The organism is Lactobacillus sp. RTP31084st1_F9_RTP31084_210423 (assembly GCF_040919545.1).
Classification (GTDB): domain Bacteria; phylum Bacillota; class Bacilli; order Lactobacillales; family Lactobacillaceae; genus Lactobacillus; species Lactobacillus paragasseri.
Window position 1 is genome coordinate 233,269 of record NZ_JBCOVH010000001.1, and the last position, 25,263, is coordinate 258,531.

The 25,263-nt window shown below is 33.8% G+C and carries 22 protein-coding genes, 2 tRNA genes, 1 other RNA gene and 1 pseudogene; 23 read left to right on the top strand and 3 right to left on the bottom strand.

Annotated elements, in window-relative coordinates:
* Position 1 precedes the first annotated feature (1 nt).
* Positions 2–1,201 (top strand): acetate/propionate family kinase, encoded by a 1,200-nt coding sequence (locus tag AB5359_RS01205; RefSeq protein WP_048686410.1) that lies wholly within the window; start codon positions 2–4, stop codon positions 1,199–1,201.
* 56 nt (positions 1,202–1,257) lie between these two features.
* Positions 1,258–1,623, top strand: a transfer-messenger RNA (tmRNA) gene (gene ssrA / locus AB5359_RS01210).
* Positions 1,624–1,839: 216 nt separating this feature from the next.
* Here ssrA and AB5359_RS01215 read toward each other — a convergent pair.
* On the bottom strand, positions 1,840–2,046 hold the full coding sequence (locus AB5359_RS01215) for a hypothetical protein (RefSeq protein WP_020807897.1): 207 nt from the start codon (positions 2,044–2,046) through the stop codon (positions 1,840–1,842).
* Between the two features lie 267 nt (positions 2,047–2,313).
* On the opposite strand from AB5359_RS01215, the pseudogene AB5359_RS01220 reads away from it, so the two are divergent.
* The 7 genes and pseudogenes from AB5359_RS01220 (at position 2,314) to AB5359_RS01250 (ending at position 10,530) form a co-directional block, all read left to right on the top strand.
* A pseudogene (locus tag AB5359_RS01220) lies at positions 2,314–4,618 on the top strand (glycoside hydrolase family 68 protein).
* Positions 4,619–4,863: 245 nt separating this feature from the next.
* Positions 4,864–5,754 (top strand): DUF3737 family protein, encoded by an 891-nt coding sequence (locus AB5359_RS01225; protein ID WP_048686412.1) that lies wholly within the window; start codon positions 4,864–4,866, stop codon positions 5,752–5,754.
* A 2-nt stretch (positions 5,755–5,756) separates the two neighbouring features.
* Entirely contained in the window at positions 5,757–6,926 is a 1,170-nt protein-coding gene (locus AB5359_RS01230) for a MalY/PatB family protein (RefSeq protein ID WP_048686414.1), read from the top strand.
* Between the two features lie 56 nt (positions 6,927–6,982).
* Complete coding sequence (gene manA, locus AB5359_RS01235; RefSeq protein WP_003648547.1) at positions 6,983–7,948, top strand: mannose-6-phosphate isomerase, class I; 966 nt, start codon at positions 6,983–6,985, stop codon at positions 7,946–7,948.
* A 24-nt stretch (positions 7,949–7,972) separates the two neighbouring features.
* Positions 7,973–8,365, top strand: coding sequence for an SdpI family protein (locus AB5359_RS01240; protein WP_048686648.1), 393 nt, complete (start codon positions 7,973–7,975; stop codon positions 8,363–8,365).
* Positions 8,365–9,075: a response regulator transcription factor gene (locus tag AB5359_RS01245; RefSeq protein WP_048686416.1), complete on the top strand. Its 711-nt coding sequence runs from the start codon at positions 8,365–8,367 to the stop codon at positions 9,073–9,075. Before AB5359_RS01240 ends, AB5359_RS01245 begins: the two co-directional genes overlap by 1 nt.
* A gap of 3 nt (positions 9,076–9,078) precedes the next feature.
* Positions 9,079–10,530, top strand: coding sequence for a HAMP domain-containing sensor histidine kinase (locus AB5359_RS01250; protein ID WP_020807193.1), 1,452 nt, complete (start codon positions 9,079–9,081; stop codon positions 10,528–10,530).
* A 127-nt stretch (positions 10,531–10,657) separates the two neighbouring features.
* On the opposite strand, the gene AB5359_RS01255 is transcribed toward AB5359_RS01250, so the two are convergent.
* Positions 10,658–12,850: an LTA synthase family protein gene (locus AB5359_RS01255; RefSeq protein ID WP_048686419.1), complete on the bottom strand. Its 2,193-nt coding sequence runs from the start codon at positions 12,848–12,850 to the stop codon at positions 10,658–10,660.
* Between the two features lie 159 nt (positions 12,851–13,009).
* On the opposite strand from AB5359_RS01255, the gene AB5359_RS01260 reads away from it, so the two are divergent.
* The 7 genes from AB5359_RS01260 to AB5359_RS01290 all read left to right on the top strand — a co-directional run bounded on the left by AB5359_RS01260 (position 13,010) and on the right by AB5359_RS01290 (position 18,360).
* Entirely contained in the window at positions 13,010–13,612 is a 603-nt protein-coding gene (locus tag AB5359_RS01260) for a VanZ family protein (RefSeq protein ID WP_003648552.1), read from the top strand.
* 82 nt (positions 13,613–13,694) lie between these two features.
* The gene (locus AB5359_RS01265) at positions 13,695–15,038 is read left to right on the top strand and encodes a glucose-6-phosphate isomerase (RefSeq protein WP_048686421.1); all 1,344 of its coding nucleotides are present in this window, start codon (positions 13,695–13,697) and stop codon (positions 15,036–15,038) included.
* A gap of 104 nt (positions 15,039–15,142) precedes the next feature.
* Positions 15,143–16,525, top strand: a complete 1,383-nt coding sequence (locus AB5359_RS01270; RefSeq protein ID WP_048686649.1) for a DHA2 family efflux MFS transporter permease subunit — start codon at positions 15,143–15,145, stop codon at positions 16,523–16,525.
* Positions 16,526–16,543: 18 nt separating this feature from the next.
* Positions 16,544–16,984, top strand: a complete 441-nt coding sequence (locus AB5359_RS01275; protein WP_020807189.1) for a hypothetical protein — start codon at positions 16,544–16,546, stop codon at positions 16,982–16,984.
* A gap of 149 nt (positions 16,985–17,133) precedes the next feature.
* A tRNA-Glu gene (locus tag AB5359_RS01280) sits at positions 17,134–17,205 on the top strand.
* A gap of 6 nt (positions 17,206–17,211) precedes the next feature.
* Positions 17,212–17,284: transfer RNA gene (locus AB5359_RS01285), tRNA-Gln, on the top strand.
* Between the two features lie 56 nt (positions 17,285–17,340).
* Complete coding sequence (locus AB5359_RS01290) at positions 17,341–18,360, top strand: serine hydrolase (protein ID WP_048686423.1); 1,020 nt, start codon at positions 17,341–17,343, stop codon at positions 18,358–18,360.
* Positions 18,361–18,397: 37 nt separating this feature from the next.
* Here the strand turns inward: AB5359_RS01290 and AB5359_RS01295 are convergent, their stop codons facing one another.
* Positions 18,398–19,750, bottom strand: a complete 1,353-nt coding sequence (locus AB5359_RS01295; RefSeq protein ID WP_003648557.1) for a Mur ligase family protein — start codon at positions 19,748–19,750, stop codon at positions 18,398–18,400.
* A 158-nt stretch (positions 19,751–19,908) separates the two neighbouring features.
* Between AB5359_RS01295 and AB5359_RS01300 the strand changes: the two genes are divergently transcribed.
* The 7 genes from AB5359_RS01300 (at position 19,909) to atpE (ending at position 25,228) form a co-directional block, all read left to right on the top strand.
* The gene (locus AB5359_RS01300; protein WP_003648558.1) at positions 19,909–20,508 is read left to right on the top strand and encodes a thymidine kinase; all 600 of its coding nucleotides are present in this window, start codon (positions 19,909–19,911) and stop codon (positions 20,506–20,508) included.
* 21 nt (positions 20,509–20,529) lie between these two features.
* The gene (gene prfA / locus AB5359_RS01305) at positions 20,530–21,618 is read left to right on the top strand and encodes a peptide chain release factor 1 (protein ID WP_020807186.1); all 1,089 of its coding nucleotides are present in this window, start codon (positions 20,530–20,532) and stop codon (positions 21,616–21,618) included.
* Positions 21,611–22,453, top strand: coding sequence for a peptide chain release factor N(5)-glutamine methyltransferase (gene prmC / locus AB5359_RS01310; protein WP_368279961.1), 843 nt, complete (start codon positions 21,611–21,613; stop codon positions 22,451–22,453). The genes prfA and prmC overlap by 8 nt, the downstream gene beginning before the upstream one ends.
* Positions 22,453–23,445, top strand: coding sequence for an L-threonylcarbamoyladenylate synthase (locus AB5359_RS01315; protein WP_048686427.1), 993 nt, complete (start codon positions 22,453–22,455; stop codon positions 23,443–23,445). The genes prmC and AB5359_RS01315 overlap by 1 nt, the downstream gene beginning before the upstream one ends.
* A 113-nt stretch (positions 23,446–23,558) precedes the next feature.
* A complete protein-coding gene (upp, locus tag AB5359_RS01320; RefSeq protein ID WP_003647066.1) occupies positions 23,559–24,188 on the top strand; it encodes a uracil phosphoribosyltransferase in 630 nt (209 codons plus the stop codon).
* 91 nt (positions 24,189–24,279) lie between these two features.
* The gene (gene atpB / locus AB5359_RS01325) at positions 24,280–24,996 is read left to right on the top strand and encodes a F0F1 ATP synthase subunit A (protein ID WP_003648562.1); all 717 of its coding nucleotides are present in this window, start codon (positions 24,280–24,282) and stop codon (positions 24,994–24,996) included.
* Positions 24,997–25,015: 19 nt separating this feature from the next.
* Entirely contained in the window at positions 25,016–25,228 is a 213-nt protein-coding gene (atpE, locus tag AB5359_RS01330) for a F0F1 ATP synthase subunit C (RefSeq protein ID WP_003648563.1), read from the top strand.
* The last annotated feature ends 35 nt before the right edge of the window (positions 25,229–25,263 follow it).

Genomic DNA, 25,263 nt, shown 5'->3' on the forward strand with positions numbered 1-25,263 from the left:
AATGAAAAAAGTTTTAGCAGTAAACTCAGGTAGTTCATCATTTAAATACAAATTATTTTCTCTAGATAATGAAAAAGTAATTGCATCTGGTATGGCTGACCGTGTTGGTTTACCAGGTTCTGTTTTCACAATGACTTTAGCAGATGGTAGTCAACATGATGAACAAAGTGATATTGCTAATCAAGAAGAAGCAGTTCAAAAGTTGCTAAGTTGGCTTAAAGAATACAATGTTATCGATTCTTTAGCAGATATTGCTGGGGTAGGGCATCGTGTCGTTGCTGGTGGTGAAGAATTTACTGATAGTACAGTCATTACAGATGATAATCTTTGGAAGATTTATAATATGAGTGACTATGCACCATTGCATAACCCAGCTGAAGCTGACGGCATCTATGCTTTCATGAAAGTTTTACCTAATGTACCTGAGGTTGCTGTTTTTGATACTTCTTTCCACCAATCGTTAGATCCTGTCCAATACTTATACTCAGTACCATATAAGTACTATGAAAAGTTCCGTGCTAGAAAATATGGTGCACATGGTACTTCAGCTCGCTATGTATCACGTCGCACAGCTGATTTACTAAAGAAGCCAGTTGAAGATTTAAAGATGGTTTTATGTCATTTAGGTAGCGGTGCATCTGTCACTGCTATTAAAGATGGGAAGTCTTTTGATACTTCAATGGGATTCAGTCCGGTTGCAGGAATTACAATGAGTACTAGAAGTGGTGACGTTGATCCTTCTTTACTTCAATTTATTATGAAAAAAGGCAACATTACTAGCTTTAATGAAGTTATTAAGATGTTAAACACCAAATCTGGTTTACTCGGTCTTTCAGGAATCTCCCCAGATATGAGAGATATTGAAAAAGCAATTAAAAATGGTGATAAGCAGGCTAAACTTACAAAAGATATTTTTATTAACCGAATTGTTCGCTATATTGGAGCTTATATGACTGAAATGGGTGGTTTAGATGTTTTAGTCTTTACTGCAGGAATCGGAGAACATGATGCAAGTGTAAGAAAGCAGATTATGGATGGCCTAACTTGGCTTGGTCTTGAATATGATGAAAAAGCTAATAAGGTCAACAAGGAAGGAATTATCACTACACCAGATTCAAAGATTACTGCAATGATTGTTCCAACCAATGAAGAGTTAATGATCGCACGTGACGTTGTTCGTTTAGCTAAATTAGATAAGTAATCGTGAGAGCAAGATTATAGCATTTTAACAGTGACTGTGATATCATTGAAACATCTGGGGATGTTTTGGGATTCGACAGGCGTAGATTCGCGTTGACTGCGATTCGTAGGTCACGTCTACGTTAAAACGTCACAGTTAAATTATAACTGCAAATAACGAAAATTCTTACGCAGTAGCTGCTTAGTCAGCCTGCGTGATCCAATGACGGATTGCTCGTGTCTGTCTGCGGGTCTTACCATTTAACGAGCTACGTTTAACTACTTACCTTAATAGTTAGAAATAAGATTCTTAGGTTAGTTTTGATAGTTTAGCCCTGTTATATGGCGTTTTATCAAAACGAAATTTAAGTAATATAACTATGATCGTAGAGGTTAACGACGGAATACGTTTGGACAGGGGTTCAATTCCCCTCATCTCCATAAATAGTTTAAGGAATGTTGATTTATCAACACTCAAGCATGATAAAACCACCTTTTGGCTAACTTTTGGCTAAAAAGGTGGTTTTATTTTTATATATTTAGCTGTGAAATGGAGTTTATAGAAGATATTTAAATAAGTTGATTTAAGTTACCTAAGAAGGTAACTTTTTTATTAACTAGAAATTTTAATGACAGTTTTTAGCTAATAAGCTCGGTCAATTACTGAGCGCCTTTAGGTCTATAAACAACTTTTTCTATATCGTCAATTGAAATTGGCATCATAGCCATTGTTTTCTTTTCTTGTTCAGGGGTTTCAACGCCATAATCAGGTAAAAAGTGAGTTGCATCTAATTGGTCCATTAGACAAACTAATTCACCTGTTTTTAAAATAACTTCATCATATTCTTGTGGAATGAGTTTATTCATTTCTCTTCACCTCTTTCTTTATATAATGAAAATCTTTTCAATAGAATATCATAAATATTCATCAACATGAAAAATTATAGAATCTTATTATTCAATACGGTTTTTATATGTCTTTTTGATACAAAATTGATAAACGATTGACATTTAATGAAAAAGTGTAGATCTTTAAAGCTATACAAATTTTTCAAAATAATATTTATTTTTATAATAAAAGATGATAGTCTGTTAGTTGAAATGTTAAACGCTTAGCATGTAGGAGGAGAAAAGATGTTGGAAAATAAAAAACATAAAAAGATGTCTTTAAGCGGAAAATCTTTATTAATGGGGACCTTGTCTACAGCAGCAATTGTATTAAGTGCTTCCACTGTAAATGCTGCTACTAATACTGATACTGTTGATAATGCTAATGCTAGTCAAGTTACCACAGTAAAAGCATCTGCTTCGGTTAACAAAAATGATAATAGTGGATTAAAAGAAAATGCTACGAACGACAAAGTAGCTGGAACTGAGACAAATCTAAACTCTAGTTTAAATTCTGGTAAAGAAACAAGTAGCCAAGTTAATGACAGTAAGGAAGATAGTTCATCAACACAAGTAGGAAGTACTCCAATTTCTTCTGCAATCATTAATAATGGTAAAGCCTCTAGTGATTTAAACCAAGATTCTGACAATATTTCCGATCATTTTAAGGATAATAATTCTCAAGGGCAAAGTTCAACTTCTTCAGAGAAAACCGAATTAAAGGGAAAAATCAAAGAAATTGTTAATAATTCTGGTATTGATGTCACAAAATTAACTAATGATCAAATTAATAATTTAAATAAAGTTAATTTTGATAATGATCCACAAGACGGAACAAAATTAACATTAAACGATTTAGATGCAATTGGACAGGCTCTTATAAGAAGAGATCCAAAATATGCAGTTCCATATTTTAATGCAAAAGAAAAAAAATATGGATGCAGCGGTAACTAAAGATGCACAAACTGGTAAAACTGAAACTTTGGAAATCTGGGATTCGTGGCCAGTACAAGACCCTATAACTGGTTATGTATCAAACTATAAGGGCTACCAACTTGTCATTGCAATGATGGGAATGCCTAAAAAGAACGATAATCATATTTATCTTTTGTATAATAAATATAATGATAATGAATTCTCGCATTGGAGAAATGCGGGTTCTATCTTTGGATATAATGAAACTCCTGATTTACAGGAATGGTCAGGATCTGCCATTGTAAATAAAGATGGTTCTGTTCAACTATTTTATACAAAAAATGATACATCAAATGGTAAGCTAAATGATCAACAGTTGGCAACAGCTAATTTGAAGTTAAATGTTGATAACAATGGTGTTTCAATTGCTAGTGTTGATAATGATCATGTGATTTTTATTGGTGATGGTAAACATTATCAAACTTATGATCAATTCTCAAATGGTAAAAATAGAAATAGAGATAATTATACATTACGAGATCCTCATGTAGTGGAAGAAGAGAATGGTGATCGTTATTTAGTATTTGAAGCAAACACTGGAAGCAATAATTACCAAGGCGAAGATCAAGTTTATAGATGGGCTAATTATGGTGGAAATGATAAGTTCAATGTCAATAATTTCTTGAGCTATTTTGGTAATAATGATGATCAAGCTCTCGCTTCTGTGGCTAATGGTGCACTGGGAATTTTAAAATTAAGTGGGGATCAAAACAATCCAACTGTTAAGTTAGATGATGTTTACTCACCTTTAGTAACGTCATTAATGGTTAGCGATGAAATGGAAAGACCTGATATTGTTAAAGTTGGAAATAAGTATTATCTATTTTCAGCAACAAGATTGTCTCGAGGAACTAAAGGAGAAATTACTCGGCTTGCTAATAAGGTTGTTGGAGACAATGTAGCGATGATTGGCTTTGTTTCTGATAGTTTAACGCATGGTTATGTGCCATTAAATGGTTCTGGTGTTGTATTAACCGCTTCAGTACCCGCAAATTGGCGTACGGCGACATATTCATATTATGCAGTTCCTATTGAAGGAAAAGAAAATCAACTTTTAATTACAGCTTATATGACTAATCGTGGTGAAGTAGCTGGAAAAGGTAACAATTCGACTTGGGCACCAAGCTTTATCTTGCAACTGAATCCAGATAATACTACCACTGTTTTAGCCAAATTAACTAATCAAGGTGTTTGGGTTTGGAATGGTGATAGTGAAAATAAAAATATGATTGGTAGTCTCGAAAAAGATTCTCCAAATAGTGCTGCTTTAGATGGAGAATGGGGCAAGTTTATTGATTGGGATGCAATTAATAGTTATAGTTTGAAACCACATCAACCTGTGACTCCAAATGTTCCAACAACTCCAGAGAAACCTGAAAACTCAACAACACCAAATACTCCTGATACTCCACGTACTCCAGAAGTTCCAACTACTCCAGTTAAGAAAACTACTCAGTCAGAACCTCCAAAGGCAGGAGTTAAAGACGGTATTGCTGCAACAATTTTAGGTGCTGTAAGCTCAATGTTAGGAGTTATCGGTTTAGCAGGTATTTCAAAACGCAAGCGTAATAACTAAATTTATAAAAAAGATGAGTTTTAATATGACTCATCTTTTTTTGCTATAAATATAATTTATTCTAGTATGAAAAACTGTAAATTTTCTCCAAATTATCTTTTCCCTATAATAAATTTGAAAAGTAATCGTGGTGAAAAGCCAATCTATAGCATAAAAATATATTTCATTATGCTTAGCAAATATTAGACATTTACTTTTCATAATTTAGACTAAATATTTGAAAGAGTTTAATAAAGAGGAAATTTATGCAAGAAATTAATGAAAAATACTTTGAAGGAGAAAGAGCTTTATATGGTCTTTCTAACGCAATTTTAGAGAATGTTACGTTCGGTGAAGGAGAATCGCCGCTAAAAGAAACGCAGAATTTAGAAATAAAGGCTAATATTTTTAAATATAAATATCCTTTATGGTATTCAAATAATATTAAAGTTACTGATAGCACATTTGAAACAATGTCAAGAAGTGGTATTTGGTACACTAATAATATCTCAATTAAAAACTCCAATTTGCAGGCTCCTAAATTATTTAGAAGATGTAAACATGTTTCTTTAGATCACGTATTTTTTTCTGATGCTGAAGAAACAATGTGGACTTGTGAGGATATTACTATTAAAAATACTGAGATTAATGGTGACTATTTTGGAAAAGATAGTTCTGACATCTATATGGAAAATGTGCGCGTGATTGGAAACTATATTTTTGATGGTGCTAAAAATATTGTCTGCAAAAATTGTAGTTTTGTATCTAAAGATGCATTTTGGAATTGTGAGAATGTAACTTTAATTAATTGTCAAATAGATGGGGAATATTTAAGCTGGAATAGTAGCAATATTATTTTCAGAGATTGTACTATTGAAAGTGATCAAGGGCTTTGCTACATGGATCATGTTACTTTAGAAAACTGTATTTTAAATCAGACGACTTTAGCTTTAGAAAAATGTAGTAACATTAACGCAACTATTAAGAGTAAGATTACGAGCGTTAAAAATCCTATTTCTGGAGTAATTAAAGCGAAGAAGATTGAAACATTAATTATTGATCCAGCAAAGGTGGATCCTCGTGATACTAAGATTATCTCTGAGGAAACAATCGTTAAAAAAGGTTCAGTTTCTGATCAAAATCAAGAGGGTGAATAAAATTGGATTATGATTTTACAACCGTGATAAATCGGCGACATACAGATTCAGTTAAGTGGAATGTTAAAGATAGTGAATTACCAATGTCGATTGCGGACATGGATTTTAAAACAGCACCTGAGATTGTTTTAGCAATGCGTGAAAAACTTGAACTAGGTGCCTTTGGCTATGAAGAAGCCGGAGCCGATTATTTTAATGCAGTAAGTCATTGGTATCAATTAGAGCATGGTGCAGATGCTGATCCAGACTGGATGATTTTTGCTACTGGAGTTGTGCCAGCCATTTCGTCAATTGTTAGACGTGTTTCTCATATAGGTGATAATGTATTAGTGCAAGAGCCAGTTTACAATATTTTTTATAATTCTATTGAAAATAACGGTCGGCATGTATTATCAAGTGATTTAATTTATAGTAATGGGAAGTATGAAATTAACTGGCAAGATCTAGAAGAAAAGCTGGCTAATTCTTTAACTACTTTGATGATTTTCTGTAATCCGCACAATCCTACAGGAATTGTATGGAAAAAGAACGAAGTGAAAAGAATTGCTTCTTTATGTCAAGAAAATCATGTAATTCTTCTGTCTGATGAGATTCATGGGGATTTAGTGCGTAATAACGTCAAATATACACCTGCTTTTTCTATTGCTAAACCCTTAAGAAGCAATGTAATTAGTTTAGTATCTCCAAGTAAAACTTTTAATGTTGCCGCCCTTCATGCCGCAACTGTGATTATTCCTGATAATAATTTACGTGATATCGTTAATCGTGGATTAAATAGCGATGAACTAGCTGAACCTAATCTTTTAGCTATTCCAGCGACAATTGCTGCTTATACGGAAGGGTTTAATTGGTTACATGAGTTATTAGCGGTAATTGACAATAATTTTGCTTATGCTGAAAAGAAAATAACTAAACAGTTAAAAGATATAAAAATTGTTTCTGGTCCTGCAACTTATTTAATGTGGTTAGATGTGAGTGAAATCTCACAAAATAGTCAAGAATTAGCTGATTATATTAGAAAAGAAACTGGGCTAATCGTTTCACCTGGTATTATTTATCGCGGTAATGGCAATAAATTTTTACGTCTTAATCTAGCATCACCAATTTCAATGGTAGAAGATGGAATTAGTCGTTTAATTACTGGAATTAAAAAATATTCAAAAAATAGTTGAAAGTGGTTTCAAAGCCATCTCAAAAAGATATATACTTTTATTGAGGTGATTTTTTTATGGAACCATTATTTTTAACACCATATTTTAGGCCAAAAATTTGGGGTGGTCGTAAGTTAAATACAGTTTTAGGATATGATATTCCAGATGGAAAAGTTGGAGAAGCTTGGGTAATATCTGGATATAAAGATGACGCTTCGACAGTTAATGCTGGTCCTTTAAAAGGAAAGACATTAAGAGAAGTATATTTAGAGCATCCAGAATTATTTGGTAATCCAAAAACTAAGGAATTTCCGCTATTAGTTAAATTCTTAGATGCAAATGATAATTTGTCTGTTCAAGTACACCCAGATGACGAATACGCTAGAATTCATGAAAATGATTCTGGAAAAACTGAAAGTTGGTATGTGCTTCATGCTGAACCTGGTGCTAAACTTATCTATGGGCACAATGCAACCAGTAAAGAAGAATTAGAAGATTGGATTAAAAATGGAAAGTGGTCCAAATTGTTACGTTATGTACCAGTAAAAGAGGGAGACTTTTTATATGTACCTTCTGGAACGGTTCACGCTTTAACTAAAGGGATTATGGTCATTGAAACGCAACAATCAAGTGATGTAACCTATAGATTGTATGATTGGGATCGAGTAGACAAGAAAACTGGTAAAAAGAGAGAGTTGCATATTAAGCAATCTCTTGATACTATTCAAGTACCACATAAAGATCCGAAGCTGAAAATTACATCTGAAACATTAGGAGATGCAAAGATTACTACTTTGGCTCAGCCACCAATGTCACCGCATTTTTATTTATGGCAGATTGATGTTGATGGGAGTTTTGATTGGAGTCTAAATGATCATCCTTATCTTTTAGTTTCTGTAATTAAAGGTAACGGTAAGTTTATTGCTGATGGCAAAGAATATAATATTAAATTGGGTACTAATTTTATTATTCCTAATGAAATGAAGGACTTTAGTTTTAGCGGTGACTTACGTTTAGTAATTTCGGCTCCTGGTAAAGAATAAATTTAAGTGAATGGAGTTGGTCAAATGATATATATTGGTTGCGGGGTAATAATGTTTGTAATCGGAGTCATTTGGCTGATCGCTCCTTCACCTAATCCGAATCAAGTTTATGGATATATGTCATATTTGGCTTCAGTTAATGAGACAAGTTACAAGTATGCTCAAAAAGTTGCACGAAATTATTTTATGCTTTTTGGTTTAATTCAATTTTTATTAGGATTAGGAATCCATTTATTACACTGGGATCGCTATTTCTTAATCTGGTTACTTACTTTTTATTTGTTTATTTTGGCTCCGATAATCTTAACTGAAAAGAAATTGCAGGCTTTTTTACGTGCCCGGCATGAATTACCACATGATTATATTGAACCAGATAAAATTAAACATATTAGAGTAAAAGGATTTAAGGATAAATAATGCTAAAGATATTAATGGTTGAAGATGACAATTCTGTTGCAGAAATGATGAGGATGTTCTTCAGTAAAGAACAATGGGAAGTAGATATAGCAAAAGATGGTGTAGAAGCTGTTGAGATGTTTAAGGCGCATCCAGATTCTTATGACATTGTAACGTTAGATCTTAACTTGCCTAAGAAGGATGGAATGGAAGTAGCTAAAGAAATTAGGGCTATTTCTCTTTCAATTCCAATCATTATGTTAACGGCACGTGACTCAGAAACTGATCAAATTTTGGGACTGGGCATTGGTGCAGATGAATATGTTACTAAACCATTCAGTCCATTAGCATTGATTGCTCGCATTAAAGCTTTATATCGAAGAAGTCATATAGAAAAAGATATGCATGCTTCTAATGGTTTAAAGTACGATGTAATTACTAAGCATTTAAAGATTTCAAAAGATCGAAGAGAAGTGCGCTTTGATGATAATATTGTTGAAGGTTTAACCCCGAAGGAATTTGATTTACTTTATACTATGGCTCAAAAGCCAAAACAAGTTTTTTCTAGAGATAAGCTTTTAGAATTAGTTTGGGGATATGAATTCTTCGGTGAAGAAAGAACTGTTGATGCTCATATCAAAAAATTACGGCAAAAATTAGAGAAAGCTGGTCCTCAAGTGGTGCAAACAGTTTGGGGCGTGGGTTATAAGTTTGACGATTCTGAGGTATAGAAATTGAAACTATTCTACCAAGAAATGTTGGGTTTTCTGCTGGTAATTATTACCAGTATTGTAATTATCGGCTCATCCACAATTCACTTTGCCACCATTCAGGCATATTCTCAAAGCTATTCACGTTTAGAGGGGTATGGAACCTCAATTGGAAAATTGGCTTTAGCTAAAGATAATCCTAGACATGAATTAGATGCAAAATTTTTAAAGAATTTACAGGTAGTAATGGAAGGCGAAGATGTAAATCTTCGCATTTTTAATAATAAAAATAGGCAAGTTTATCCTGAAACTACAATGAACTGGGCTTTGCCACAGAAATTGTTTAAGCAACTGAAGAATGGAAAAACTATTCGAATTAGAAATGATCATGAAGATGGACGTGTGACGTCTTTTTCTAATAAGGATGCTTATACCAGTGTAATTGTTCCTTGGCGTAGCAAAGGAAAACTGGTTGGAGTTATTTGGATTGGTTCACGTGTACAGAATGTCGAACAGATGATTGTACGTGAAAAACATAATCTAATTACAGCCTTGCTTAGTTCTCTGGTAATTGGTGGTCTAATTAGCTTTATATTGTCATATTATATTTCTAGAAAAATCAAACTTTTATCAAATGCTACTAAAAAAGTCGCTCAAGGTGACTTTAATGTGCATTTGAAACATAAAGATACTGATGAAATTGATGACTTGGCACGTAATTTTAATATTATGGTTAATGCGTTAAAAGAGTCAAATGATGAAATCAAGGCACAAGAGAAAAGACGAGAGCAATTTATGGCTGACGCTGCCCATGAAATGAGGACGCCTTTAACTACAATTAATGGATTACTTGAGGGTTTTGAATATGATGCTATTCCTGAAGAGGCAAAGCCTAAGTCAATTGCTTTGATGCATAGTGAAACTAAACGACTAATTAGGTTAGTAAATGAAAACTTAGATTACGAAAAAATCAGAAATAATAAAATTAGTCTAATTCAATCTCGATTCAATGCTACTGAAGTCTTAACGAACTTACTAACTCAGATGAAACAAAAAGCTATTCAAAAAAATGATAAGTTGATTCTTAATTGTCCACCTGAAGTTGAGGTTTATGCAGATAAAGACAGATTTACGCAGATAATGGTCAATTTAGTTCAAAATGCTTTGCAGTTTACTGAAAATGGAAAAATCAAAATCTCTGCTTGGAGAATTAAACATGGAGCCCAGTTTGAAATCGCAGATACTGGTATTGGCATGAATCAAAAGCAGATGAAGTATATTTTTGAAAGATTTTATAAGGCTGATCCATCTAGAGCTAAAATTGGGTCTGGAGAATCAGGTTTAGGGCTTTCTATTGTTTTATCGCTTATTAAGCAACATGGCGGTAAGATTGATGTAGATTCAGAACCAGGCAAGGGAGCAAAATTTACTGTGACTTTGTATGATAAGGGTTATAAAGAATTTATTAAAGATTAAAGAGTGGCAAAGGCAAATCTTATTTTTAACAAATTTCAGATCTTAACTTAAAACAAAATCCTACTAAATCAATGTTAGATTTAGTAGGATTTTTCATTTTTTGGGTTTTTCTCAGACACTTTTTGACTTATTTTTCAGGATTATCTTTTTTAGGAGCATTGTCCTGATGGTTTTTGTCTTTGTCGCTTGTAGCAGACTGAATATTCTCAGGAACCTTGTTGATTTCGTCTTTATCAATTTCAGAAGCATCTGTGCTGTAAAGATCGGTAGTTGTGCCTTTATGCTGAGAATATAGAGACGTAGATTTGTTACCAAGTTGTTTTCGTAATGTCAGCATTTTTTGATAATTGACTTTATAGTCAAACTCATTTGGATTTGTCGGAATAAAGCCAGCAGGAGTGTAGAATCGTAAAAGATTATGATTATTCAATAAATCTGAATAGTGTAGTGAAGTGCGTCCATAGCTAGCTAATTTATTGATTTCTTCTTTTTGCTTTTTATTAAATTTAGTAATTTTTTCTCCAGTTTGCTGGTTGTAAACTGTTCCTTTGGTTCCTTTACCGCCAATGATTACGTACTTAGGAGTAATTATCGTGCCGTTTCTAAAGACAACGACTTGACGATATTGTTTAGAAAATAGGTCTTGTCCAAATTGAATATAATTCTTATTTGAAATTCCTAAAAGGTGCAGTAAGGTTGGAAGTACATCAATTTCACCACTAATTTTATTATCTACTTTACCTTTGATTCCATCCATATGTATCATGAATGGAACCTTTTGAAGTTCAGCAGTATCATAGGATGTCCAATTGTTGAAGTCTTTGCCTAGAACAGGTGCTAAAGCAGATAGTTCGTCGTCTGAACTACCCACACCATAATGGTCACCATAGAGAATGACCATTGTATTTTTATCAAGACCACTCTTTTTTAGATAATCAAAAAATTCTTTGATTGATTGATCAAGATAATGGGCTGTTTCGAAGTAGTTATTGATTGTTGTATTTGAAGTATCAGTAGTAGTAAAGTTATTGTCTTTATCTTCTGGGTCTAATTGGAATGGGATGTGATTAGTAACAGTTAAATATTTAACATAAAAAGGTTGCTGCATTTGTTCAAGATATTTGATACTTTCACCAAATAATAACTTATCTTTTAGTCCATATCCAATTTTGTCATTTTTCTTTTGTGAAAAGTAGTTTGCATCAAAGAAGTAATTATAGCCAAGATTCTTATATACTTCATTTCGATTCCAAAATGTTCCAGTATTACCATGAAAAACAGCTGAAGTGTAGCCAGTTTGACGAAGAATTTGCGGAGCACCTTGAAATGTATTTTCAGACCCTAGGGAAGAGAATAATGAACCGTCTGAAATACCGTATGTTCCAGTCTCAAGCATGTTCTCAGCGTCACTAGTTCTGCCTAAGCCTACTTGATGATAGAAGTTGCTAAAACTAACTGTATCTTTATTATGATAAAGCGAGTTGAGAAATGGCGTGACCTCTTGACCGTTAACTTTTAAGCCAATTAGAAATTGCTGGAAACTTTCGAGGTGTAAGACAATGACGTTTTTACCTTTAGCTTTTCCAAAATATTCTGGATTAGCTTTAGCGTAATGTTTTTTAGTGAAAGCTAATACTTGATTAATATCTTCGGCATTAGCATTTTTCTTAACTTGGTTTGACTGTGCGCTTTTTAAAAGATCGTATACTGAATAAGTATCAATTCCTAAGTATTTAACTACATAGGAGCGATCAAAAGTGTTTCTTAACAGACGTGGACGTGAAGTTTCAGCTAAAAACATATTCAAGGTTAGCATGAAAACCCCAAATGATGAAACTGCAAATGGTCGCTTAAAGCCATATTTACGTGGATCAATTTTGATAACCTTTATAATTAATAAGATAATAATGATTATAAGGTCAAGCCAGAGAAGGATATCGCTGGGATGCAGTAGAGCAACAGTACTTTTACCTAGCCCTTGTGATACTTTACCGGTATTTTGGATAGTTTTACTGGTTAAAAAATCTGAGAATTGACGATAATAAATTACATTTGCAAAGAGTAAAATTGTATTTATTGTATCTAAAACCAGCATAGCAATGTATGAAATTAGTGGTTTAGAAAAATAAAGTCCTAAGCTCAAGATAATGATACATGTACCAAGTGGAGTTAACCAAACAATAAAATGCTGGTATGGATCACTTAAACCAAGCTTAAAATCAAAATAAGCCGCATACATATATTTTGCCCAAAAGCAAAGTGTAAGGATTGTTAAGAATCCAATTCTAGTTTGCCAAAAATTACGTTTTATTTTATTCACGCTTCACTACTCCTTTTAATAAGGAATATTTTACTGGTAATTTTAAAAAACGACAAACTTTTGTTAAAGGTTTGCGATTTTTTAATATTTTAGAAAAAAATGTCTTTCATAGAGAGCTTTACGTTATAATTAAGCCAAAATTACGGAGTCGGTTAGGTTATGCTTTTTTTACAACCCTTATATGAATATATCTATCATCATTATGCAGCACATATTAATCATTTTGCTCTAATTAAGCTAATTTTGTATAGCTTAGATAAGACAATTTTTTATTTTATTATCTTTGCAATTATTCGTTTATGTTGGCTATTATTTATAAGACATCGAAGAACATTAAAATCAGAAGCATGCGTTTGGATTTTTAGCTTTTATGTCATTTTATTATTAATGCTTACGGTATTTAGAGATACATATTTTCCATGGCAATTAACCTTTAATTTTCATCGCAATTTAAGTGATATTAATCTAGTGTTTATGAAAGAAACGCTTAAGCTGACCCAGGGAGAGAGTATGCTTGATTTTTTCTATAATTCGCTTGGAAATATTTTATGGTTCGTTCCATTTGGTTTATTATTTCCAACAGTTATTCAGAAAAAAAATATGCTTTTAACGATTTTTTCCGGTGGTTGTCTTTCAGTTTGTATTGAAGGATTACAATTTGTTCTTGAAACTGGTGTAAGTGATATAGACGATGTCTTTTTTAATGTTTGCGGTACGATAATTGGTTTTATAATATATCGAATTATTTATCGATTCTTATAATAAAAACTCTAGTTTTATGAAGAAGTAACTGCTAAAATAAGGTTTGTACGTGAAAAAAGTTACAAAAAAGGAAGTTTAAATAATGAGTAAAGTTGTTCACTTTGATGCAAGTAAATTAACTCCGTTTGTTCATGAAAATGAATTAAAGGAAATGCAAGCAATGGTAACTGCTGCAGATAAAGAATTACGCGAAGGTACTGGCGCAGGTAGTGACTTCCGTGGTTGGATTGATTTACCAATTAATTATGATAAAGACGAATTTGACCGTATTAAAAAAGCAGCTAAGAAGATTCAAAATGATTCTGAAGTTTTAGTTGGTATTGGTATCGGTGGTTCTTACCTTGGTGCCCAAGCTTCAATTGAATTTTTAAATAGTTCTTTTTATGGCAGAGAAAAAGAAAAGTATCCAACTGTTGTATTTTGTGGTAACTCTCTTTCAGGTTCATACCTCTATGACTTACTTGAATGGTTAGGAGACAAGGACTTTTCAATCAATATTATTTCTAAGTCTGGTACTACTACTGAACCTTCAATTGCTTTCCGTGTCTTGAAGGATAAGTTAATCAAGAAGTATGGTAAAGAAGAAGCTGCTAAGAGAATTTATGCAACTACTGACCGTGCTAAGGGTGCGTTAAAGACTGAAGCTGATGCAGAAGGCTACGAAGAATTTGTAGTTCCAGATGATATTGGTGGTCGTTTCTCAGTATTATCAGCTGTTGGTTTACTTCCAATTGCTGTAGCTGGTGGAGATATTGATGCAATGATGAAGGGTGCTGCAGATGCACGTGCTGCATACACTGATCCAGATGTATCAGAAGATAATCCTTACCAGTATGCTGCTCTTCGTAACATTCTTTATCGTAAGGGTTATACTACTGAATTACTTGAAAACTATGAACCATCATTAAGAATGTTTGGTGAATGGTGGAAGCAATTAATGGGTGAGTCAGAAGGCAAGGATCAAAAGGGCATTTACCCATCTAGCGCTAACTTCACTACTGATCTTCACTCACTTGGTCAATATATCCAAGAAGGTCGTCGTAATTTAATGGAAACTGTTATTCGTGTCGAAAATCCAGAACATGATGTAACTATTCCAGACGATAAAGAAAACTTAGATCAATTGAACTTCTTGTCAGGTAAGACTATGAACTACGTAAATGATCGTGCATATGAAGGTGTAGTTTTAGCTCATACTGATGGTGGAGTACCAGTTATGACTGTTGATATTGAAAATCAATCAGCTCACACTTTAGGTTACTTAATTTACTGGTTTGAATTAGCTGTAGGTATTTCAGGTTACTTGAACGGTATTAACCCATTTAACCAACCAGGTGTTGAAAGTTACAAGAGAAACATGTTTGGTCTTTTGAACAAGCCTGGTTATGAAGACTTACATGATGATTTGACTAAACGTTTAAAATAAATCTACTTAGCATATTTTGATAGTATGCGGATTAATATAACTATAATTAATAGTTAAAGAAAGGGTAGAGGCGATTGCCTCCACTCTTTTTTATTGGAGAAAAAATGAAAGTACAAACTAAAAATACACTTGCAGTTTTGGCAACAGCATTCATGTCTTTTGTTGGAATTTTAACTGAAACTAGTTTAAATGTAACTTTTCCTGCTATGATGAAGCAATTCCAAGTTTCATTGGACACTATTCAATGGATTACAACTGGCTATTTGCTGATGATTGCGATTATTATGATTAGCTCTTCTTATCAAAATGAACGATTTACAGCAAGACAATTGTTCATTTCAGCAGCAGTTGCCTTTATAACTGGAAGCATGATTTCTGCTTTTGCATCAAGTTTCTACATTTTGCTTTTAGGAAGATTAATTTCAGCTCTGGGAGTAGGTCTATGCACTCCGATGATGTTTAATTTAATCGTGGAGGTAATGCCTAGGCAAAGCTGGGGATTTTACATGGGAATTGCTGGTTTAGTAATTGCAATGGCACCGACTTTAGGTCCTGCATTTGGAGGCAGTGTTTCGTATTATCTTAATTGGCGCTGGATTTTCATTATTGCTGCAATTTTTGCCCTCTTTGTCTTTATTTCCGGTATTTTTGTAATTGGAAGTTATCATCCGGTTCAAAAGAAGTCATTTAACTGGCTAGCTTATATATTTTTAAGTCTTAGTTTAGTAAGCTTAGTTATTGGTGTAAATCAATTAAGTAAAGGATTACAAAACTGGCGTCTTTGGGGACTATTAATCTTAACGGTTGTTTTGTTCATTTTATTTGTGACAATTTCAAAAAGATCTACTCGAAAGTTGCTTGACTTGAAAGTTTTTGAAGATAAAGCTTTCGTTTTTGGGGCATTTGCGTACTTTTTGCTTCAATTTATCAATATTGGTGTAAGTTTTGTATTACCCAATTATATTCAAATTGTTAACAAACAAAGCTCTTTAATCGGTGGTCTGGTTTTACTTCCAGGAAGTATTATTGCTGGACTTTTAAATCCGTATTTTGGCCGTTTATATGATCGCTTAGGTGCAAGAGTGCCATTATATGGTGGAGCTTTTTTAATGGCATTAGGGAGCTTCTTATTGGCTAATTGGGGACTAAACTTAAATACCTGGATGATTATCTGCTTTTATGGAATTTTGATGTTAGGACATCGAATGTCGTTCAGTAATACAATGGCCCAAAGCTTGAAAATAGTAGATAATAACCTTAAGTCAGACGCAACTGCTGTTTGTCAGACAGCGCAACAACTAGCTGGTTCAATGGGAACAGCAATTTTAGCAGCAATTATAGCTATTTTTCAGAATAAGCATACAGCAAAATACACTACTTTGACTGCTCAGGGAAGTATGGCAGCATTTTATTTCACTTTTGGCCTTGGAATTTTGATTTTGATATGTGATTGGATTATGTTTAAGCTGAGTAAAGAAAATAAGTAAAAGAAAGTGTAATTAATAATGAACAAGAATTTCTTGGCGGTAGAAAAAGATATCCATGGTTTTGCTCAAGAGCTTTATTTTAGAAATGAGGTTGCAATTGATCTTGTAGAAAAGGATGAACAGAAGGATTTACTGCATTTTGATAGAAAAGATGTTGCAAAATTGCAAGAAATTACCAGTGTTTTGCAAGATTTTTGTCAACCGCAGATTCGTGCAATTTTACAAGTCAGTGAAAATACAAAAGATGTGAAAAACGATTTTAAATTGATTCAAAATCAAGCGCATCAACTAATCCAGAACTTTTCTAACTTAGAGAAATTAGTTACTTATTCAGAAACAAAAGCTAAGAAAAAAAGTAAAAATTTAAGTAAACAGTGGCTAGAATTAAAACAAAATCTGCTGAAAATGGACATTAATCGAATTAAAGAGATTGAGAAAAGTAGTAAAACTATGTCATAAAGTAGGATAATAAGTGATATAATTGAAAAGCTGCATCATGGTGAGTAAGACGTGATGCAGCTTTTTTCATTTAAAATTACTTTTTAAGAAAAATTATTATGAAACTTGACAGATTTACGATATTCAATTATATTTACATATGTTGAATTTGCCCGTTGGTCAAATGGTTAAGACGCTACCCTCTCAAGGTGGAGTTACGAGTTCAATTCTCGTACGGGTGATAATACTGAGATATAGCCAAATTGGTAAGGCACAGGATTCTGGTTCCTGGATGTTTCGGTTCGAGCCCGAATATCTCAATATGTTACCGTCAGATCGTTGATCTGGCGGTTTTATTTTATAATCCAGGTGGTAGGATGATAGAATTTTTTAAGACTCAGCATTTAATTGAAAGTATGGTTAGTGAGCGCATTGTACCAGGGGTAAACTACGCATTTATTAAGAAAAAACAGGTGTTTACATCAACAGTAGGTTTTGCTAGTTTGATGCCTGAGATTGAACAACTTAGTCCATTTGCACTTTATGATTTAGCAAGTTTAACTAAGGTGTTAGGGACTACTAATGTTTTCTTAAAATTAAAAGAAGAGGGTAAACTTAATTTTACTGAGCCACTTCAAGAGTTTATTCCTGAATTTAAAGATGATCGTATTCGCCTTAATCATTTATTGACGCATACTAGTGGAATTCGTGGTTGGATTCCTAATCGAGATGAACTAGCAGCTCCTGATTTACTAAAAGCAATTATCGGCTTACCAGTTACTGATGAATTTGAAACGAAAATGCGGTATGCAGATACCAATTTTATTTTATTGGGATTGGTACTTGAAAAAATATATGGTTTACCTGTCCAAGATGTAATTATGCAGAAGATTATTTTACCAGCTAAGCTGAAGGAAACAACATTTCATCCAAAAGCATCTGATTGTGTGCCTACCGCTTATACTGAACAAGGTGAGTTACTGCAAGGAATTGTACATGATCCTAAAGCACGTGTACTAGGTAAGGATTGTGGGTCAGCTGGCTTATTTTCAAACTTAGAAGATCTAATAAAAATGACGCAGGCTTATTTAGGACTACGTCATGATATTCTACCTTTAAAGCAGGATACATTAGCTAACTTATTTCAAATTGAAACACCTAAAAACGTACATCCTCGTTCTTGGGGATGGGATTTACGCTTTGATCCAGTTGATCAGCATCCACTTATTTATCACACAGGTTTTACTGGTACTTTTATCTTAATTGATCGCCTTAATCAAACTGCGATGGTTGTCTTAACTAATCGAATCCATCCTAGTGGACATAATCATGTCTTTCTAGCGATGAGAGAAAAGATAGTTGATACATTTCTAAAAGAAAATATTTATAAAGGCTAATAAAGGCCACTGTCATAAGCGACAGTGGCCTTTTATGTTACATACCTGCTTTAATAATTTTCTTTTCACCCATAGTTTTACGAAGTGAAAGCATAGCAGTGTATGTAGCCAGAATATATACTTTTTTAGTTGGTAATTTTGAGATTTCATCTAATAAAGCATCATTATTGGTAGCTGTGGTCATTAGACCCGGATTAAATCCAGCAACCTCTAATCTAAAGCCCATATCATGCCAGCGTTTCCCACCAACTAATACTTTTTTGATTTTATCTTTGTTGAGGCCTTCATAGTCTGCGTCCCAAATCCAAGAGGTATCAATTCCGTCTGCATGGTTTGCATTCAAAAGAGCAACTAAAGAATAGTTATCTTTCTCAGTGTTGAGCATATGAAGAACTTCATCAAGGCCAACAGGATTTTTGACTAAGATTAAGTCGATTTCTTTGCCGGCATAATTAATTAATTCTTGGCGACCAAAAATTCGCTTGTTTTCAGCAAAACTTTGAGCAACTTCTTCCTCGCTTAAATCAAATTCACGCGCAACAGAATAAGCTGCTAAAGCATTGTAGATGTTATAAGTTCCTCCGATGCCAATACTGTATTCTTTTTCACCCATTTTGAATTTTAAACTATTTGGAGTTTGATCAATAATTTGATTTACACTATAAGTTAATTCTGGTCTATGATAACCACAATTAGGGCAGAAGAAATCTCCTAAATTTGCGTAAATTCGTTCATGATAATGTAAAATATGATCACATTTTGGACATAACACACCATCAGTATTTACTGGAGCTTTAAAGTCATTTTCAGCTTTATCATCTGGTAACTTAAATCCATAAAATACTTTTTTATTTGGAAGCTCAACTGAAGAGAAGATACTTGCATCCCCGTTAGCAATAATTGTAGCATTTGGGGCTAATTTAATTCCGTCAACAATTTTTTGGTAAGTAGTATAAATTTCACCATAACGGTCCATTTGATCGCGAAAAATATTTGTCAAAACAAATACACTCGGATGAAGCAATTTTGTTACCATTTTTACATTTGCTTCATCAACTTCTAGTACAGCAATTTTCTTTTTGGCTTTCTTATTTTTATGAGCTAAAAATGCTGTAACGATTCCTTGTTGCATGTTTGAGCCGGATGGATTGGTTAAAATATCGCCATATTTTTTCTTTAATGCTTCTACAATCAAAGCAGTTGTCATTGTTTTACCATTAGTTCCAGTAACAATGATCGTTTCATAGCCTTTTGCTAATGAATTTAATACTTCAGGATCAATTTTCATGGCAAATTTTCCAGGAAAACTCGTCCCGCCCTTTAATACATTATGAAGAAACCAGTAAGATGATTTACCGGCTACCTTAGCGATGCCTGATTTTAAATTCATATTCTTATCCCTCACTTTAAAACTAAATTTTACTATAGCATATCAATAAAATGAAAACGACCTTTTTATTTTTACCTGCACGATTTTTAAATTTACTTTATACTAATTAGGATAATACTAGTGAAAGTACATAAACTTGATAATGGAGGAATTTTGCAGTGGCGCAATTGTTTTTTCGCTATGGTGCAATGAGTAGTGGTAAGTCAATTGAAATACTAAAGGTTGCCCATAATTATGAGGCGCAAGGTCGGAAAATTGCCTTGATGACGAGTAGTGTGGATGATAGGAGCGGTGTTGGTACAGTTGCTTCTAGAATTGGCCTGCACCGTAAGGCTGAGCCGATTAGTGAAGATTTGAATTTGTTTGATTATGTTTCAAAAATGAATAAGAATGATGTTGAGTCTGGTAATGGGACTGTAGCTTGTGTTTTAATTGACGAGGCGCAGTTTTTAAAGAAACATCATGTTTTAGAATGTGCAAAAATTGTTGATGAATTAAAGATTCCCGTTATGGCATTTGGCTTAAAGAATGATTTTCAAAATCATTTATTTGAAGGCAGTGAAAACTTATTGATTTTTGCTGATAAAATAGAAGAAATGAAGACCATTTGTCACTATTGCGGTCATAAGGCTACAATGAATTTACGAATTAATTCTGGAAAACCTGTTTATGAGGGTGAACAAGTTCAAATTGGCGGAGATGAGTCTTATTATCCCGTGTGTCGTTTTCACTATTTTCATCCCGATAAACAAAGATAAAAGTAAGGAAGGATAATAAAAATGGATAAAGTGATGGCCCAATTAGAAGGATTAGTTGCCCATTATGAAGAACTTCAAGAAATGATGGCCGATCCGGAAGTTATTAATGATACTAAGCGTTATATGGAAATTTCTAAAGAAGAAGCTGATATGCGCGAAGTCGTACAAAAGTATCGAAAATATAAGTCTGATATAAAAGAAATCGACGACAATAAAGAAATTATTTCAAGTGAATCTGATGATGATTTGGTTGAAATGGCTAAGGAAGAAAATTCTGAATTAGAAAAAGAAGTTGCTGAATTAGAAGATGAAATCAAGATTTTGATGCTTCCTAAAGATCCCAATGATGATAAAGATATCATTATGGAAATTAGAGGAGCTGCTGGTGGGGATGAAGCATCCTTATTTGCTGGTGACTTACTTAGAATGTATGAGAAATATGCTGAAACTCAAGGCTGGAAAGTATCTTTAATTGACTCAGAGCCAACTGAAGTAGGAGGCTATAAGCGCGTTGCTGTTATGATTACCGGCGATAAAGTTTACTCAAAATTAAAGTATGAAAATGGAGCTCACCGTGTTCAACGTGTACCTGTGACTGAATCTCAAGGCCGTGTTCACACTTCGACTGCGACAGTTGCAGTTATGCCGGAATATGAACAAGTAGATATTGATTTAGATCCTAAAGATATTCGTGTGGATGTTTATCGTTCATCTGGTGCCGGTGGTCAGCACATTAACAAAACTTCTAGTGCTGTTCGTATGACTCACCTTCCAACTGGAATTGTAGTTGCTATGCAAGATCAACGTAGTCAACAGCAAAACCGTGAAAAAGCGATGCAAATTTTAAAATCACGTGTTTATGATTATTATGAAAGTCAAAATCGTGATAAATATGATGCTAAAAGAAAAGATGCAGTGGGTACTGGAGACCGTTCAGAAAGAATTAGAACATATAATTATCCGCAAAATCGTGTAACTGATCACCGAATTGGCTTAACTTTGAACAAGCTAGACCGAGTAATGAACGGTGAACTTGATGAGATTATTAATGCCTTAGTTCTTTATTACCAGACCCAACAACTAGAAAAGATGGCTGAAGAAAATGCCTAAAAGTTTAAAGCAGATAAAAGAAGCTGTGTTAAAAGATAGTCCTGAACTTCGTTCAGATGACGTTGACTATGTCCTGGGCGAACGATTAGGCTATACACCTTCAAAATTTGCATTACATATAAATGATGAATTAAATCTAGATCAAGAAAAACAAGCATTGAAAGATATGAAAAAATTGCGTAGAGGAATATCTCCGCAATATATTTTGGGATATGCTTGGTTTTATGGTTATAAAATTTTGGTTAATCGCGGTGTTTTAATACCTAGATTTGAAACTGAAGAGCTTGTTAAGTGGGCTCTTGAAAATATTAAATCTGGTGAAAAAATTCTTGATTTAGGTACTGGTTCGGGAGCAATTATGGTTGCTTTAGTGAAGCAGGCTCAAGATCAAAAAATCGAAAATCTAATTCTATATGCTAGCGATATTACTGATGCTGCTTTACGTGAAAGCGAAGAAAACTTTTTAAAATATGACTTGGATGTTAGAACTCGTAAAGCTAATGTTTTAATAGGTTTAGAAAAGTTTGATACTATTGTTTCTAACCCACCTTATATTAAAACTAGCGAAAAAGGTTTAATGGATGCAAATGTAATAAAAAATGAACCAGATACTGCATTATATGGTGGAGAAGATGGCTTGGATTTTTATCGAAAATTTGCTAAACAAATTCGTTCGCATTTGTATTCTCATGGGCAATTTTTTCTGGAATTTGGTTTTAGCGAAAAAGATCAATTAAAAGATTTGTTTGAAACGGAATTGCCAGACTTTAAAATTGAGTTTAGAAATGACTTAGCAGGTAAGCCAAGGATGGTTCATGGAAGGTGGAAGAAATAATGGAAACTAAGATTTTCAGTAAAAAACAAATTCCTGAAGCAGTTGAACTCTTGAAGAAAGGTGAATTGGTAGCCTTTCCAACTGAAACTGTATACGGTCTTGGTGCTTTAGCAACTAATGAAAAAGCTGTTAAAGGAGTATATGCGGCTAAAGGACGTCCAAGTGATAATCCATTAATTGTCACTGTTTCTGATGAAAAAATGATGGAAAATTATGTTAATGAAGTACCAGAGCGAGCAAAGAAATTAATTAAGCATTTCTGGCCTGGTCCATTAACAATTATTCTTTTTGTTAAAGAAGGTACTTTACCGGATGCTGTAACAGGAGGACTCCCAACTGCTGCTTTTCGTTGCCCAGATGATGAAATGACCCATGGCCTAATTAGTGAGCTAGGAAAGCCAATTGTAGGTCCGTCTGCCAATACTTCAACCAAGCCAAGTCCAACAACAGCAGAACATGTTTATCATGACTTAAAGGGGAAAATTGCTGGAATTATTGATAATGGACCAACGGAAATTGGTTTAGAGTCGACAATTGTTGATTTATCAGTAGAAACACCAACTGTTCTTCGCCCTGGAGAAATTACTCCTGAAGAAATTTCAAAAGTGCTTGGAGAGGAAGTTTTGATGAATAAGGGTACAACTCAAACTAAAGGTGTACCAAAGGCTCCAGGGATGAAATATCGTCATTATGCCCCTAGTGCTCCAGTATTTATCGTTGATAAAGAAGCAGACTTTTCAAAAATTAAATGGGATAAGGAAACTGGAGTAGCTGCTTTAGATGAAGTGCTTGATAAAATTGATAGTTCTAATAAATATAGTTTAGGTAAAACAATTGATAAGGCAGCGCACAACTTATTCGGTGCTCTCAGATACTTTGATAGCGAAAATAATATTAAGCGTATTTATGTGCAAGGTTTTGATCATGGAGCAATTAGTCCTGCATATATGAATCGCTTAAACAAAGCAGCTGCTGGACATCATTTTCATTAATATTAAAAGGCATGTATCAAAAACATGCCTTTTTTCGTACGATTTAAGAAACATTTATCTAATAATTTGTTAAAATAATGAACGAAGTATTATTTTTAAAATAGGAGGCCATTATGGGTAAGTTTACCGTTTTGAATCACCCGTTGATCCAACATAAGTTGACGATCATTCGTAAGAAGGATACAGGTACGAATGAATTTCGTCAAATTGTTGGTGAAATTGGTGGACTCATGGTGTATGAAATGACACGTGATTTGCCATTGAAGAATGTTGAGATTGAAACTCCAATTGGAAAGTCAACTCAAAAAGAATTAGCAGGTAAGAAATTGGTTATTGTACCAATTTTGCGTGCTGGTCTTGGAATGGTTGATGGTGTTCTTCAAATGATCCCATCTGCAAAAGTTGGACATATTGGTATGTATCGTGATGAAGAGACTTTAAAGCCACATGAATATTTCTTCAAGATGCCACCAGATATTGAAGAACGTGAATGTATTATTGTTGATCCAATGCTTGCAACAGGTGGATCCGCAAATATGGCTATTGGAGCATTAAAGAAGCGCGGTGCTAAAAACATTCGCTTAGCTGTTTTAGTAGCAGCTCCTGAAGGTGTAAAGGCCGTTCAAGAAGCAAATCCAGATGTTGACATCTATGCAGCAGCAGAAGATGAAAAATTAATGGATAACGGTTACATCTATCCAGGCCTAGGGGATGCAGGAGATAGATTGTTCGGAACTAAGTAATTTTACTCAAAAATCTTTTGAAATTGAAATTTTTGGGTGTTATCATTTTTAGTGTGTTTGAGGTATTCAGCACAAGAAGGGAGGTCACGAAGTGAATGAGAAATCTGTAGTCGTTAATGTATTCGGCTTGAATTTCAATGTAACTAACTGCTTAGGGGGAACGTTAGTCGCAATTGCGGTTTTCTTTCTTGTTTGGTATTTAGGACGCAATGTTTCTTTAAAACCTAATAAAAAGCAAAATTTGTTAGAGTATCTAATCGATTTTACAAATGGAATTGTTAAAGATAATGTTGCTGATGTAGATGCACAAAAACATCTATCTCTTTATGCCTTTACCCTATTTATGTTCATTTTCTTTATGAATCAGTTAGGTTTGTTCTTTGAGTTTTCAATTAATGACCATATCCTTGTCAAATCACCAACTGCCAACCCATTGATTACAATGACTATGGCTATGATGACATTGCTTTTGTCTTATAACTTTGGTGTTCAGAAGTTTGGTGCTAAAGGTTATTTTGCAAATTATGCAAAACCGGTTGGATTTTTACTTCCAATCAATATTATTGAGGAATTTACCAATTTCTTGACGTTATCACTACGTCTTTACGGTAATATTTATGCCGGTGAAGTTTTACTAACTTTAATCGGTGGACGTTTTGCAAAGAGTGCGGGTTGGTTTACCGTCATCGCTTCGGTTCCACTAACTTTAATCTGGCAAGGCTTCTCTGTCTTTATTGGCTCTATCCAGGCATATGTATTCGTAACTTTATCAATGGTGTACATTGGTAAGAAGGTTACTGAAGAATAATTTTACGGAGGTTTTTTCTATGAAATATTTAGCTGCCGCAATTGCCGCCGGTTTAGCTGCTTTAGCTGCTTCCTGGGGTAACGGAAAAGTTATTTCAAAAACTATTGAAGGTATCGCAAGACAACCAGAATCTGCTAACAACTTGAGATCAACTATGTTTATCGGTGTTGGTTTGATCGAAGCCGTTCCTATTTTGGCTATCGTTATTGGTTTCTTGATTCTATTCCTGTAATTTGCGTTTTAGAGATAAGATCGTAATTACGAGAA